The sequence below is a fragment of the Desertivirga arenae genome, assembly GCF_017355785.1.
Classification (GTDB): Bacteria; Bacteroidota; Bacteroidia; order Sphingobacteriales; family Sphingobacteriaceae; genus Desertivirga; species Desertivirga arenae.
Genome location: NZ_JAFEWE010000003.1, coordinates 550,524 through 564,634, shown reverse-complemented (window position 1 = coordinate 564,634; position 14,111 = coordinate 550,524). Strand labels below are relative to the sequence as shown.

At 40.0% G+C, this 14,111-nt stretch carries 19 protein-coding genes; 8 read left to right on the top strand and 11 right to left on the bottom strand.

Going from position 1 to position 14,111, the window contains the following annotated elements; genetic code table 11:
* Window positions 1–22: 22 nt before the first annotated feature.
* Window positions 23–1,651, bottom strand: a complete 1,629-nt coding sequence (locus J4N24_RS09505) for an ABC-F family ATP-binding cassette domain-containing protein (RefSeq protein WP_207533434.1) — start codon at window positions 1,649–1,651, stop codon at window positions 23–25.
* 79 nt (window positions 1,652–1,730) lie between these two features.
* Between J4N24_RS09505 and J4N24_RS09500 the strand changes: the two genes are divergently transcribed.
* Entirely contained in the window at window positions 1,731–2,321 is a 591-nt protein-coding gene (locus tag J4N24_RS09500) for a HEAT-like fold family protein (protein WP_207533433.1), read from the top strand.
* A gap of 237 nt (window positions 2,322–2,558) precedes the next feature.
* Complete coding sequence (locus J4N24_RS09495; protein WP_207533432.1) at window positions 2,559–3,350, top strand: GAF domain-containing protein; 792 nt, start codon at window positions 2,559–2,561, stop codon at window positions 3,348–3,350.
* Between the two features lie 22 nt (window positions 3,351–3,372).
* On the opposite strand, the gene J4N24_RS09490 is transcribed toward J4N24_RS09495, so the two are convergent.
* Together J4N24_RS09490 and ribD are read right to left on the bottom strand one after the other, a co-directional pair.
* Window positions 3,373–3,711 carry a cupin domain-containing protein gene (locus J4N24_RS09490; protein ID WP_207533431.1) on the bottom strand — a complete coding sequence of 113 codons (339 nt, stop codon included), beginning with the start codon at window positions 3,709–3,711 and terminating at the stop codon, window positions 3,373–3,375.
* Between the two features lie 28 nt (window positions 3,712–3,739).
* Window positions 3,740–4,768: a bifunctional diaminohydroxyphosphoribosylaminopyrimidine deaminase/5-amino-6-(5-phosphoribosylamino)uracil reductase RibD gene (gene ribD / locus J4N24_RS09485; protein ID WP_207533430.1), complete on the bottom strand. Its 1,029-nt coding sequence runs from the start codon at window positions 4,766–4,768 to the stop codon at window positions 3,740–3,742.
* Window positions 4,769–4,885: 117 nt separating this feature from the next.
* On the opposite strand from ribD, the gene prmC reads away from it, so the two are divergent.
* Window positions 4,886–5,743, top strand: coding sequence for a peptide chain release factor N(5)-glutamine methyltransferase (gene prmC, locus J4N24_RS09480; RefSeq protein WP_207533429.1), 858 nt, complete (start codon window positions 4,886–4,888; stop codon window positions 5,741–5,743).
* On the opposite strand, the gene J4N24_RS09475 is transcribed toward prmC, so the two are convergent.
* Window positions 5,740–6,888, bottom strand: coding sequence for an MFS transporter (locus J4N24_RS09475; protein ID WP_207533428.1), 1,149 nt, complete (start codon window positions 6,886–6,888; stop codon window positions 5,740–5,742). The two genes, prmC and J4N24_RS09475, sit on opposite strands and share 4 nt — an antisense overlap.
* 131 nt (window positions 6,889–7,019) lie before the next feature.
* Here J4N24_RS09475 and J4N24_RS09470 point away from each other — a divergent pair, with 131 nt between their 5' ends.
* The 3 genes from J4N24_RS09470 (at window position 7,020) to J4N24_RS09460 (ending at window position 8,913) form a co-directional block, all read left to right on the top strand.
* Entirely contained in the window at window positions 7,020–7,730 is a 711-nt protein-coding gene (locus tag J4N24_RS09470) for a DUF92 domain-containing protein (protein WP_207533427.1), read from the top strand.
* 81 nt (window positions 7,731–7,811) lie between these two features.
* Complete coding sequence (locus J4N24_RS09465) at window positions 7,812–8,414, top strand: LEA/WHy family protein (protein ID WP_207533426.1); 603 nt, start codon at window positions 7,812–7,814, stop codon at window positions 8,412–8,414.
* Window positions 8,415–8,478: 64 nt separating this feature from the next.
* On the top strand, window positions 8,479–8,913 hold the full coding sequence (locus J4N24_RS09460) for an OsmC family protein (protein WP_207533425.1): 435 nt from the start codon (window positions 8,479–8,481) through the stop codon (window positions 8,911–8,913).
* A 70-nt stretch (window positions 8,914–8,983) separates the two neighbouring features.
* Here the strand turns inward: J4N24_RS09460 and J4N24_RS09455 are convergent, their stop codons facing one another.
* Window positions 8,984–9,406, bottom strand: coding sequence for a secondary thiamine-phosphate synthase enzyme YjbQ (locus J4N24_RS09455; RefSeq protein WP_207533424.1), 423 nt, complete (start codon window positions 9,404–9,406; stop codon window positions 8,984–8,986).
* 121 nt (window positions 9,407–9,527) lie between these two features.
* On the opposite strand from J4N24_RS09455, the gene J4N24_RS09450 reads away from it, so the two are divergent.
* Window positions 9,528–10,016: a tetratricopeptide repeat protein gene (locus J4N24_RS09450; RefSeq protein WP_207533423.1), complete on the top strand. Its 489-nt coding sequence runs from the start codon at window positions 9,528–9,530 to the stop codon at window positions 10,014–10,016.
* A gap of 42 nt (window positions 10,017–10,058) precedes the next feature.
* Here the strand turns inward: J4N24_RS09450 and J4N24_RS09445 are convergent, their stop codons facing one another.
* The 6 genes from J4N24_RS09445 to J4N24_RS09420 form a co-directional block, all read right to left on the bottom strand.
* Window positions 10,059–10,469, bottom strand: coding sequence for a hypothetical protein (locus J4N24_RS09445; RefSeq protein WP_207533422.1), 411 nt, complete (start codon window positions 10,467–10,469; stop codon window positions 10,059–10,061).
* Between the two features lie 80 nt (window positions 10,470–10,549).
* Window positions 10,550–10,996, bottom strand: a complete 447-nt coding sequence (locus J4N24_RS09440) for an SRPBCC family protein (RefSeq protein WP_207533421.1) — start codon at window positions 10,994–10,996, stop codon at window positions 10,550–10,552.
* A 35-nt stretch (window positions 10,997–11,031) separates the two neighbouring features.
* Window positions 11,032–11,454 (bottom strand): VOC family protein, encoded by a 423-nt coding sequence (locus tag J4N24_RS09435; RefSeq protein ID WP_207533420.1) that lies wholly within the window; start codon window positions 11,452–11,454, stop codon window positions 11,032–11,034.
* 26 nt (window positions 11,455–11,480) lie between these two features.
* Entirely contained in the window at window positions 11,481–12,017 is a 537-nt protein-coding gene (locus J4N24_RS09430; protein WP_207533419.1) for an SRPBCC family protein, read from the bottom strand.
* A 31-nt stretch (window positions 12,018–12,048) separates the two neighbouring features.
* Window positions 12,049–12,606 carry a dihydrofolate reductase family protein gene (locus J4N24_RS09425; RefSeq protein WP_207533418.1) on the bottom strand — a complete coding sequence of 186 codons (558 nt, stop codon included), beginning with the start codon at window positions 12,604–12,606 and terminating at the stop codon, window positions 12,049–12,051.
* Window positions 12,607–12,622: 16 nt separating this feature from the next.
* A complete protein-coding gene (locus tag J4N24_RS09420; RefSeq protein ID WP_207533417.1) occupies window positions 12,623–12,838 on the bottom strand; it encodes a hypothetical protein in 216 nt (71 codons plus the stop codon).
* A 113-nt stretch (window positions 12,839–12,951) separates the two neighbouring features.
* Between J4N24_RS09420 and J4N24_RS09415 the strand changes: the two genes are divergently transcribed.
* Window positions 12,952–13,941 carry a GlxA family transcriptional regulator gene (locus J4N24_RS09415; RefSeq protein ID WP_207533416.1) on the top strand — a complete coding sequence of 330 codons (990 nt, stop codon included), beginning with the start codon at window positions 12,952–12,954 and terminating at the stop codon, window positions 13,939–13,941.
* The last annotated feature ends 170 nt before the right edge of the window (window positions 13,942–14,111 follow it).

Genomic DNA, 14,111 nt, shown 5'->3' with positions numbered 1-14,111 from the left:
CTAAGTTGACTACGGTATAATTTTATGCTAAGGCATACAATTCTTCTCTTTGTTTTTTAACCGTTTCGCTGGTGATATACTCATCATAGCTCATCAGTTTGTCAATGATGCCGTTCGGAGTGATCTCGATGATGCGGTTTGCAACAGTTTGGGTAAGCTCGTGGTCACGGGAAGTGAACAGGATGGTACCCTTGAAATCTTTCATTCCATTGTTCAGGGCAGTAATCGATTCCAGGTCAAGGTGATTGGTCGGTTCGTCAAACAAAAGGACGTTTCCTTGCTGAAGCATCATTTTGGAGAACATACAACGCATTTTTTCACCCCCTGAAAGTACCGAACATTTTTTAAGAACTTCTTCTCCTGAAAATAACATCCTTCCAAGGAATCCACGGATAAACTGCTCATCTTTTTCCCCCTCTGAATACTCGCGCAACCAGTCGATCAGGTTCAGGTCTTTTCCTTCGAAATACTCGGAGTTATCAGCAGGAATATCTGCGGGATTAATAGTGACTCCCCATTTGAACTCCCCATCAAAATCTTTATCTCTTCCCGTTAAAACCTCATAGAAGGCGCTGGTAGCTAAGCTGTTCTGTGAAATTAAAGCAATTTTATCACCTTTATTCACCATAAAAGTGATGTTACCAAACAGCAGTTCTCCAGAAGATACTTTTTTAAGTTTTTCAACCTGCAAGATCTGGTCGCCAGCTTCACGGGCTACATTATTGAATAATATTCCCGGGTATTTACGGTTCGACGGTTTAATCTCTTCCAGATTAATCTTGTCCAAAGCTTTTTTACGGCTGGTAGCTTGTTTAGACTTTGAAGCATTGGCACTGAAACGACGGATAAATTCCTGTAATTCCTTTACCTTATCTTCCATTTTCTTGTTCTGGTCTGCACGCTGACGTAGAGCCAACTGACTGGATTCGTACCAGAACGAATAGTTTCCGGTGAAAATAGTCATTTTACCGAAGTCGATATCGACAATATGGGTACAAACGGTATCCAGGAAGTGACGGTCGTGGGATACTACCAATACGATGTTTTCGTATCCGGCAAGAAAATCTTCTAACCAGCCAATAGTGTCGATATCCAAGTCGTTGGTAGGCTCATCCAGCAACAGGATATCAGGGTTACCAAATAAAGCTTGTGCTAATAACACGCGTACTTTTTGGTTACCGTCTAATTCTTTAATTAATTTATAATGAAGCTCTTCTTTAATTCCCAGATTGCTTAAAAGTGTAGCAGCATTGCTTTCAGCATTCCAGCCATCCATTTCAGCAAAGATATTTTCCAGCTCTCCAGCCCTTTCCCCATCTTTGTCTGTAAAGTCTTCTTTCGCGTACAAAGCGTCTTTTTCCTTCATCACGTTGTACAGCTCCTTATGACCCATCAAAACAGTTTCAATCACCGGAAACTCGTCGAACTCGTAGTGATTTTGTTTTAGAACAGCCATACGCTCTCCCGGGGTAATTGCAACAGAACCTGTGCTTGGATCTACGTCGCCTGATAAGATCTTCATAAAAGTAGATTTTCCAGCGCCGTTAGCTCCAATGACCCCATAGCAGTTACCGTGTGAAAATTTTAAGTTAACATCCTCAAAAAGAGTGCGTTTTCCGTAACGTAGAGATAGATTAGAAACCGATATCATGCCTTGTAATTTGAGGTGCAAAGCTAGTCAATAGGAATAAGATATGCCAGTTAGCTTAAAAGATTTATTTTAGTCCCAAATGACGAAGGACGAGCTTCTTACAGAAATAAAACAGACCCTGGAAAAGGTGAAAGTTGAAAAATTAGCTGCCATTGCGGGTAGAAGTGATTCGAAGTTTAATGATCTCATAGACCTTAGTTTTCATAAGGATAAAGCCATCGCTTTTCGGGCCAGCTGGATCCTTGAAACTGCCGCCAACTTACACCCGGACAAATTCTGGGATAGCGCCGGCTTTTTTCTGGATAGATATACTGGTCAATCTAATAATAGTTGTCGCAGGCATTTTACAAAGATCCTGATGTGGATGCTTCATAAAAAGACGCAGAAAATAGGCTTGGGAAACTTTGATTGGAGCCCTGTTATTGAATCGACCTTTGAGTGGCTGACAGACCCGGAATGCCCTGTGGCAGTTAAGGTTAATTGCCTGGACATATTGCTGGCCCTGAAAGATCAGGAAGATTGGATTGCGGAGGAGCTAAGGGCTGAAACAGAATTTTTATTAAAAGACGGATCTGCAGCAATGCAATCACGCGGGAAAAAAGTACTTAGGAAACTGACAGCATCCAGCAGTAAAAGGATTACTTCCCACAGACGACTATTAAGTGAATAGTTTAAAAAAAGATTTTTCTTCAACAGAGAGGCATGATTTTGGTTTGATTTTTTTTAAATAATTTTCAATCCTTTGTGATTGGTTTCAAAATATTTGTAATCAGGTGCTTAGGTTGATATTTGTCTTTGTTTGGAAGTGTGCGTAGGGGATGGGATTGCCCAATATGTAAAAAAAACTCCCGTAAAATTTGTTTTGCTACAATAAAAATCCTTTAATTTACCCTAAGGAATTAATTGTATGAGTTTAGTAGACATCGGGGGTGTTGAAAATCAATTTGTAAACGAGCATTTAAGGGTTGCTGCAGCCAAACGATATTTGGAGCAGGATATAGAGAATCTGAAAAATTTGGAAGACGTGGTGGCAATGGTATCTAAGATCTGTGACGTCCCTACTGCTTATGTATCATTGATGGATGATATAAATCAAATTTTGATTGCAAAAAAAGGTATAGATGTCGAAAGTGTGCCTTTAGGCCAAACCTTTTGCGTAGATACTATTCAGCAAGATGACCTGGTCATCATCCCTGATGCTAGCAAACACTCTAAGTACCAGAACAGTCCCTTTGTTACCGGTGAGCCTCACATAAGGTTTTACGCAGGAATGCCAGTGAAGACTCATGCGGGCTATAATATCGGTACACTTTGTATAATTGATTCTAATGCCAAACAACTAAGCACCTATCAAATTGAGAGCCTAAAAATGCTTTCAACTCATGTCATTTACCTTCTGGAATTAAGAATAGCTCTAAACCTGGTAAATGATCAGAAAAAAAACATGCAAAGCTCAGAAGAAATGTTGAGGGAAAAATACGACGCTCAAAACAAGCAGTTACAATCGCTCGCTACTGTAATGTCACACCAGATCAGTGGTCCGGTAGCTACGATGAAAGGTTTAATGTACCTGATCAATACGTTGCCGAGTGAGGAAAGTAAGGAATATCTTCCCCTGATGGGATTGGTACTGGATCAAATGGATGAAGCGGTTAAACTAGTAACCGCTAATGCATTCGCCGCTGTAGAGAACGATTAATTACGTTGGCCTATTGATCTTTTTACTTTAAAAAGTCTTCACGAACAGGAGAAAAGCTATCAACCAGCCTGGCTGTCTTTGTTAGCAACTGTATACAGTGCCTTTTATTTGAAGGCACATAGAACAAGTCACCTGCTTTAAGATGTTGGGTTTCTTCTCCTTCCATAAAAAAGAGTACCTCGCCCTCTGCAATATAACTAGTTTGTTCATGGGGATGGGAGTGCATCGGATCAGGTTCTGTTTGAGGTCCATTACTAAAATCTAACACCGCGGTAAGCATTTTATCTAAATGGACTAATCTGCGTTCAATTCCTTCAGAAGGATGTTGTACCTCTGCCTCACTGTATTTTAATACTGCCATTATTATTATGTTATTTAATCAAGAATTATTACTTGTTAAAAAAGACCTCTAAAACATCTGTTTCCACCTTCGTCCTACTGGCCTGTCGTCGGTTAATTTCCGGAGCCTTTAAACCTTTTCCCCAATATTCCTCACTGGTAAACACTCTGGCTTCATCCCATAAACCTGCCTTTATGAATAGCTCCAGGGTTTTTACTCCACCCTCAACAATCAAGGATTGAACATCCATCAGGTAAAGCTGATAGGAGATAAGTTGCGGTAAATAGTGATCGAAATCTTCTAATTCCAAATATTTTATTTTGTTCTTAACATAGGTCTTTTTGCTGTTAAAAACGATCGTATCCTGGGATTGATCGAACAACTTAAGATCTTCCGGAAGATCAAGATTGCGATCGATCACTATACGCTTTGGATTCCTTCCGGGCCACTCCCGTACGTTAAGTTGCGGGTTGTCAATTAAGGCTGTTTTCTTCCCTACCAGGATCGCATCTTCCTCAGATCTCCATTTATGAGATAAGGTCTTGGCAAGGTGAGAACTTATCCATTTTTGTTCATTTCCCTCCGGAGCAAAATAAAGATCGGCTGTTTGCGCCCATTTTAAAATGATGTAAGGACGTTGTTTTCGAACCCTTGTAAAAAAACGCCGGTTTAGAAATTCACAATCTTCTCTGAGTATATCTTCCTCCACAATAACACCTGCATTCCGCAATTTTTCAATTCCTCTTCCATTTACATGTTCAAAGGGATCAGGACAACCTATAACAACCTTCGGGATTCCATGCCTGATAATCAAGTCGGCACAAGGAGGCGTTTTTCCAAAATGTGCACAAGGTTCCAAAGTCACAAACAGTGTTGACTCCCTTAGCAAAGCTTCGGCTTGATCTCCAAAAATATCTATAACCGCATTTATAGCATTTACTTCGGCGTGGCTTTGACCATACTGCTGATGATAACCTTCTCCTATTATCTTATCATTATGAACTATTACAGATCCCACCATCGGGTTCGGACTTACATGTCCAGCCCCCAATTCAGCCAGATCTAAACAGCGTCGCATGTATCTTTCTAAATTCACAAATTGTAATTCTTCTAAAACTTAATTGTATAAAAACGCTTAACAAAAGTGATAAAAAATATATTAGCCTAAGGCTATTTCTGATTACTTTGCCAAACTATGACCATAGCCGAAATTGAAAGTATTTACGTAGATCAGCTTCCTCCAATGTATGATAGAGAGGAAGCCAGGAATATTGCACAGTTAGCCGTTCAATTTATCTGTAATCAAAGCAAAAGCTATGTTATGCTTCATAAGGGGCATGATTTGACTTTGCAGGAAGAAACGTCATTGATCAGAGTGCTTGATGAGTTACGCTTTGGTAAGCCATTACAATATGTATTGGGAGAAGCCGACTTTTATGGAATGCGATTCAAAGTAAATTCAAGCGTTCTGATACCAAGACCAGAAACCGAAGAGTTAGTTTTCTGGGTGTTAGAATGCGTGAAAGAAGGCAAACAGCGCGCCCTTAATATTATTGATCTTGGTACGGGTACTGGTTGTATCCCTATTGCTATAAAGAAAAACCTTCCGGGAGCGGAAGTTTGTGCCTGTGACATCTCTCAGGAAGCTGTGGATACAGCAGTTCAAAATGCAGTTTTAAATCAGACAGAGGTTCATTTTTTTCTTGCTGATATCCTGAAGGAATCGTTCAATCTATTACCTCTAACATTTGATTTTATCATTAGTAATCCACCTTATATTGCCGAGAACGAAAAAGAACAAATGCACAAAAATGTCCTGGAACATGAGCCTCATACCGCACTCTTCGTTCCTAATGACAATCCTCTGCTTTTTTATAACAAAATCGCCGACTTCGCAGTCAAGCACTTAAGCGAAAATGGTTTGCTGTTCCTTGAAATCAACGAGGCTTTAGGAAAGGACACCCAGAGCATGCTGAAGGAAAAAGGCTTTCATTCTGAGATTCGTACCGACTTACAGGGGAAAGAGCGAATGATCAAGGCCTGGATAAACTAGTCGGCAGCCTCTATCTTTCTTTTATGCGCAAAGAACATCCTGGACATCGGAGTTATCATTAAACCCGCTATGGCAAAGGCAATAAAAGCTCTTTGCAAACCAAAAGCATGAGCTATATAGCCGATGAGTGGCGGGCCCAGCAACATTCCAACAATAACATAAGTAGTTACGATGGATATAGCTAGTCCGGGAGAGTACTTCTTAGAGGTTCCGGCAAGAGTAAAGGTCATAGGGATGACGGAGGCGGTTCCAAAACCGACAAGAGAAAAACCGACAAGAGCTGACCAGAAATGAGGAAAAAGAATAGCCAAAAGTATTCCCGATACGATTAGTGCTGAACTTAGAATATAAGTTTTTGCCATCCCTATTCTTTCAACAATACGATCGGAAACAAAACGGGAGAGCGCCATGAATGTCATGAAGATGAGGTAGCCTGCGGTGAAAATGTCTTCGCCAACAACTTCCTTAAAATAGATCCCACTCCAATCGAACATTCCTCCCTCACACACTGCTGAAAAGAAGACGATTACCCCAAGGTAGAGAACAAAAGGATCGGGCTTCCCAATAATAATTTTGTTGCCCTTTTCTGACCTGTCACCTTTGAGCAGATGATTGGAAAATATTAAAGTGGCAATGGCGGTAAATGCTGCAACAATGCTGAAATGGATGTGAATAGGAACATGCAGCTTTAGCAACAGTGTAGAAAAACTTATACCTACTATCCCTCCTGTACTCCAAAGCGCGTGAAATGATCCGTTAATTTTACGGTCATACATCTTTTGAATAGTGATAGCCTGCGTGTTCATAGAGATGTTTAAGATCCTGGTGCTAAAAGAGAAAAGTGCAACTGAAGCAACAAGAACTATAAGCGAGCTTGCAAATCCTATAAGGGTGAGGGCCAAAGCATGCCCGAGAAATGCTATAGTAAGTGGCACGCGACTATCAAACCTTGAAACCAGAAAGCCTGATATAGGTAAACCTATCAGTGAGGATATGGGCATAGTCAAAAGTAAAGTACCTAATTCAGCATCATTAAGATGAAAGCTTGCTTTTACGGTGGGTATCCGTGATGCCCAGGTGGAAAAACAAACCCCTGCTATAAAAAAGAATATTGTTAAAAATGCTCTGTACCGACTCTTGTCCATCAAAACGTTTCCAAAAGATTGGCCGCAAAAGTAGGGCTAATGAGTAAGCTTTCAAACGATTTTTATTGCTAATGGTAATTATATTGTTTTTCAAGTGCTATTATTGTAAAAAAGCCTATCGTTTAATTCAAATGTCTCAATATATAGTTCCTCTGTCTACCTTAATTCTCTTAATGCTCCTGGTGTATCGTGCTCAAAAGTTGACAGCAGCTGGAACTTTGGCCGGAGGTATTGTCGCGATTGGGGTTTTCTCAGGTGCAGGTTATCCAGGCATACTTATGCTTGGCGCATTTTTTTTGCTTGCAACCCTGGCAACTTCATGGCGAAAGACCTCTAAAGAAAAACTTGGCCTTCGTGAAGCAAATCATGGAAAAAGGGATGTACGCCAGGTATTGGCAAATGGAGGTATAGCTGCTCTGATAGGGTACTGCGCCTTGTTTTTTCCAGAGTGGAATGGCTTTATTCATGCTGGGATTGCAGGAGCTTTTTCTTCCGCAACGGCTGACACGCTATCTTCCGAGCTGGGAAACGTTTATGGTAGCAGATATTTTAATGTACTGACTTTTAAAAATGACCAACGTGGCCTGGATGGTGTAATAAGTCTTGAAGGGACTATCGCGGGGTTGGCTGGAAGCATACTTGTCGCTAGTATTTTTTTCTACTACAGCAATAATTTACCGTGGAGTTTTACCATCATAGTTGCCGGATTAGTCGGAAATCTGAGTGATTCCGTTCTTGGCGCTACCTGGGAACGCAAGGGGATCCTGGGTAATAATGCTGTTAATTTTATTAATACCCTCATTGGGGCAGCGGTGGCCATGATCCTCTCCAACTTCTTTTAAAAAGCATTAAACCTTATTGCAATTTCTATCGTCTTAAAAAAAGAAACACACACTTTATTTACAAATTACGTTAAAGAAACCATGAAGAAATTGATTTTGTCCTGCAGTGTTATCCTGCTGTTAGCAGCCTGCGGCATTAATAAACAAGTTGAGCAATTAAAAGCTTTTGAAAAATGTAAGTATGATTTGCTCTCTGCAGACAGTGTTTCGATTGCTAATGTTCCGGTTATGAACCTGGTGGGCGAGAAGGGCTTTGATTATGCCAAGGCACCACGGTTAGCGCTTGCCCTGCTTCGAAGAGATGTACCGTTTTCCGCAAAGTTAAATTTAAAGGTAACTAATCCTTCTGCTGACCTCGCCGCAATTAACCAGTTTGAGTACAAGATACTTTTTAAGAACCATCAGCTTGCAGAAGGCTTAGTTAATCAGGCGATCGCAGTTGAACCTGGTGGAGGTCAAACCACCGTGCCCATCAAACTTAATTCGAATATTTACGATCTGCTTTCAGATACTAAAGCCGCCCAGGATATTGCAGATTTTATAACAGCAGGCAAAAGCGGAAAAGAAGACAAAGGAATAATGACCATTAAAATTAAGCCAACTATCGGCTTGGGTGGCAAAAAGATCACTTACCCCGGTTATATCACAATTGACAAAGAAGTAAGCAGTAAAATTTTACTTTAGATGGTTAAAACTTCGTTTGGAATTGAATGTTGAAGTTTTAATTTTAGCAACAAATAATTTCAATATGATTAGAAGATCATCTGCCGTTTGGAACGGCTCCGGTAAAGAAGGAAAAGGAACCTTAACTTCAACAAGTGGAGTATTAAGTAACACCCCTTATTCATTTGCAGCACGTTTTGAAAGCGAAGACGGTAAAGCAGGAACAAACCCTGAAGAGTTAATCGCTGCAGCACATGCGGGATGTTTTACAATGGCTTTAAGCTTTCAATTATCAGGAGCTGGTTTTGTTCCTGAAGAACTAAAAACTGAAGCAGCTGTTCGTGTTGATCCATCAGAGGGTGGTTTTAGTATTACTGCTATCACTTTGAAACTTGAGGCTAAGGTTCCGGGTATTTCTGAAGAGCAGTTTCAAGAGCTTGCTAATGCAGCCAAAGCTGGATGTCCGGTAAGTAAAGCATTAAGTTCAGTAGCTATCACGCTTGAGGCAAAGTTAGGCTAGTCTCAGTTTAAATAATATAAAGCACGGTTTCAAAAAGAAACTGTGCTTTTTTATGCTTTCATCGATAGCCTTAGTCACCCCATAAGCTTATCACTAAGTTCCTTTCACCTCCCTGATCTCGATGTTCGCAAAGGTAAATACCCTGCCACGTTCCTAACGCCAACCTTCCATTACTAACGGGTATCATAACAGAACAGCTCAGGATCGATGCTTTTAAATGAGCAGGCATATCGTCAGATCCCTCATAATCATGCAGATAATCCGGATCATTCTCCTTAACGGTTTTATTAAAGAACATTTCGAAATCTTGCCTTACGGTGGGATCTGCGTTTTCATTTATGGTAAGAGAGGCTGAAGTATGTTGAATGAATACCTGACACATTCCTGCTTTGATAGTAATTATTTCCGGCAACGCCTGAGCCACCTCCGAAGTAATGATATGAAACCCTCTTCTTCTTGCTTTTAGTCTTAACGATCTTTGGTATAACTTCATCTAATGTCCAATTTATGTCTAAGGTAGAAAGAATATTGGAGGATGAAATTATGAAACAAGCCCGGGCGATTTGTTTTATCGGTATGATATTTAACTTTGTGGCTTAGTTTTGTGAGAAGAAATGATCCATTTAGAAGATATTTACCTGGAAGCAGAGGAAGCTATTCGTAACGCTAACTATGTTCACGCTAAACAGTTGCTGGAGTCTATCATTAATGAAGAGCCAGACTATGTTCCTGCTCACAATTCCCTGGGTTGGATCTATCGTACGCAACTTGACGATTATGAGCGGGCAAAGAACCATTTTTTTAAAGCACTTAAGACTAACAAGTACTATCCTCATCCTTACAGTAATTTAATTATTCTGTATACAAACCTGGAGGAATGGTCCAAGATCAGGCCTATAGCCGATCAAGCATTGCATATTCCTCTTGTAGATAAGTCTATAATATACTATCGTCTTGGTATAGCTGAAGAATTCCAGTTGAATTATGATGAAGCGATCTTGTGTTACAAGAAAGCCATTCAAAGATGCCTGAACTTCGATACGCTGGAAGATTATAAGAAGGCAATCGAAAGTTGTGAATACAAGCGTAACCTGCAGTTATAAATACTCAGATCTTATTTTACAGCTTACTATTTAGGAAAGCTGTCAATCTTTAAGCTTTACCAAACAGATCACGTCCTTGCTGTTATTGTACCACTCGATGCAGGGAAACCGGTCAATTTCAGGATTGGCAAGAAGTCTCATAAAGCAATCTCCAATTGCCGGGATATTATGCATAAAGTCTTCAATTTTCTCTGTTAAATAAATACCGGAAGGAATAGTAAATTTTTCTAATTCTGCTTTATCCAGATCTTCTTCTGCTTTTTGTTCCACGGCCGCTTTATAAACAATAGAACCTTTTTCATCAGGGTAGGAGATACCATAAAATATTCTTTCTGAGGAAGAATCAGTTAACAGATTTGAAAGCGTATCGAATGCATCTTTAATGCCTTCAGGAAAGGACTTTGCCCTAATGCAAAATAAATCTATTGACTCGGTTAATACTAGTTTTTCCATTGATCAGCGAGTGAGAGAGTTGCGAATTACCATGAGGGTTAATCCACAACTCCCTTAATTATTATTTGATCACAATTCTTTTAGCCCTCAGCTAATGTTTTCAGAACTTTCAACGCCCTGTCCCAGGCTTCTTCCATCATCTGGACATATTCTTCGTTCATATCGCTTTCAATTTTCAGCGTACAAACGCCATCTGTTTCCTTGATAAGGTATAGTTCCTTAAAGCCTTTTACAGCCACAGCTTCTTCACTCTCAAAGTCTTCAACTCCCTTATTTAAAATACCATTGTACCTAAATTCGAGATGCTCATGGGGCTGAAGAACAGTTATTACCCCTATAATTCCTTGTCCGCTTAAATCTTGAAAGGTAATCTTGCTACCTTCCCTCCAATCGCTCTTTGCATGAGACCCCTCGCTGAATTCTTTATACCATTCACGGGTGTATTCGTCCTTTGTCAATACTTCCCACACCTTCTCTTTAGGAGCATTAAGAGTTAGAGTTCTCTTAATTGATTCTACTGTTTTCATGGTAAACGTAATTTAATTAAATATACTTCTATTATTTAATCTTCTGCTTTACAATTAACCATCCAGTTCATTCCGAATTTGTCGGTAAACATGCCGAAATATTCTCCCCATGATTCTTTTTGGAATTGTACTGAGATTTTTCCGTCTTCAGATAGCTCATTAAAGATACGCTCGGCTTCCCGCTTGTTATCAGGCATGATAGAAATGTGAAAATTATTGCCCGGCTGAAGATGGTGACCCATCTCGGGCAGGGCATCGGTAGCCATTAAAACACTTTGACCTACAGGAAGTGCTATGTGCATTAGTTTATCCAGATGTTCCTCAGGAACACGACCTGCCTCGGATGTATCTCTAAACCGTAACACAAGCGAGAACTCTCCGCCAAATACTTTCTTGTAGAAATTAAAGGCTTCAAGAGTGTTGCCGGAAAAATTTAAATAGGGATGAATAGTAAGCATAAGTGTATTCTTAAGTTTATGAATAATTAATTTCTCTGCTCCAGGTTCTTTTTAAGTAAAGCAAGGCTCTGCTCGATGTCACCACCCAGCATTTTATCGTTAAAAAGGTTCACGAAGTTCATCGGGTAGTTGCTTTTTCCACTCATTCCCCAGGTTACCCTAGTCTGTTTGTCATTCACAGCCTCTGTAGTTATAGGGGCATAAGCTATTCCTTTGAACGGCTTTTCAAACCTGATTTCTATATTCACTTCTTTACCCTCTTCTATGTTTTTGATTTCCTGCTCCCCTTTGCCTGCCTTATCATTTCCCTCCCACGAATACACAAATCCAACTTCTCCATCAGTGCCTTTATATTGCTTTTTCAAATTGGGGTCTAACATCACCCACTTGCTATAATACTCCTGATTCTTGAGCAGCTTTACGTAATTAAAAACTTCGCCCGTTGGTTTGTTAATGATTATTTCCCTTTTAATGCTGTAGTCCTTTTTAATGAATATGGCAGCAATCAAAGGAAGGGCGATAATAACAGCAAGGGTAAATAACACGATTTTCATGACTTTCATGGTTTTTATATTGAGGTAATCTTTTGGTGTTCTAATTCCGGGAATAGCAAAGAATTACATTCCCTGATTTATTATGGATAGTTTGAAGTAGTTTAAAATTCTTTTGTTTTTCAGCTCCCTCTTTAAAAAGACGTTTTCCGCTTCCAAGGATAACCGGATTGATAATAAGCCGGTACTCATCAATGAGGTCAAGATCGATAAATTGCTGAATTATTTCAGCCCCACCAAAAATTACTATATCATTTTCTCCCTGACTTTTGATTTCAAGGACGTCTTTTTCCGTCAGCTCACTAATAATTTCAGTGTTTCGCCAATCAGAGGATTTAAGCGACCTGGAATAAACCAGCTTATGCAGCTTATTCATTTTATGGGCGATTAAAGGATTTTCTGATTCAGCAGAAGAACTGGGCCAATAATTTGCCATTAACTGGTAGGCAACTCTTCCTAAAATTATACGATCTATACCTTTGAAGAAATCGCTCATGTAATCGTCCATATTCTTGTCCCACACGTGCCAGTCTATGTCCTTATTATGTCCTTCAATATAGCCGTCAAGAGAAACCATTACCGATAAAATAATCTTTTTCATGTTTATTCCTTTTTTGCTATTCAAGGCATTCACAAACATACCCACGTTGCGATACGATCGTCTCAATATCCCTGATCACTATTTTTTCACCCTGAATACGAAGAATTTTATCACAATCATCGAGATCAAAGTTAATGAGGCAGCCAGGCGAAATCTTTACAAGAATTTCAATTAATGCTTTAGCCTCACAATCTTTCTGTACATCCGTTTTAAAAACTTCAACCGTCTGCATCTGGTTCCAGCATTTATTGATGTAAAGTTAGCCGGGGTGGTTGCCTTAAGTGAGGTGTATCTACGTCTATTTAAGGGGTTGATTGCGACAATGGAAGATGTTAAATTTGAATTATGAAGCACATATCGATCCTTGCTTTAGAAGGAGAAACCAGCTTAAGCAACCTGGAGGCCACTTACAAAATGTTTAACATGGTTAATGGTTTTCTTGCCAGTGCCGGAAAAGCACCTTTATTCAAGGTGCAGATGGTAGGGCTTTCTAAGGAAACACGCCTAACGAACGGGCTGTTTACAGTTATTCCGCAACTGACGATAAAAGACCTGATAAAGACTGACCTGATAATTATTCCGGCAGTCCATGGTCCTATAAAACATATTCTGGAGCTAAACCGGGACTATGTGCCATGGATCATCAGCCAGTACAAGCAAGGGGCAGAAGTGGCAAGTCTTTGTATCGGAGCTTTTATTCTCGCCTCCACGGGACTCCTCAATGGAAAAGAATGCTCTACACACTGGCTTTCAGCTGCTGAATTTAAATCTATGTTTCCCGAAGTAAAGATGGTACCTGATAAGATTATAACAGACGAGTTTGGTTTGTATTCGAGCGGGGGAGCATTCTCATCAATGAACTTGGTTTTATACCTGATCGAAAAGTACGCTGGCAGGGATATGGCTATAATGTGCTCAAAAGTTTTTGAGATCGAAATGGACCGGCATAGCCAGTCTCCTTTCATTATTTTCAAGGGACAAAAGGAGCATGGGGATGATCTGGTTCGCAAAGCGCAGGAGTATATTGAGAAGAATTATCAGGAAAGGATCACTGTTGACCAGATCGCTGATATGTTAGCCCTCAATCGAAGAAGTCTTGAAAGAAGATTTAAGAAGGCAACCACCAATACTATCGTGGAGTATATGCAATGTGTTAAGATCGAGGCTGCGAAAAAGAGCCTGGAGAGTTCCAGGATCAACATTAACGAAGTAATGTATCAAGTGGGTTATACCGATACAAAGGCGTTCAGAACAACATTTAAAAGGACTACGGGCTTGTCGCCGATCGAATATAGAAATAAATATAACAGGGCGCAGATAGGGCTGGCTGGTTAGCAATAGCTTCTCAAATACTCCGGGGATACTCCCCAGATACTCCCCGGATAAAGCACAGATAGTCCGATAGAAAGCACTAAATGTAAATCGTTTAATTACTCTCTGAATTGCCCGGACTTTTTTCGACTCTATCCACAGTATTCATAATTAGAAACATTCTTTAGAATGTG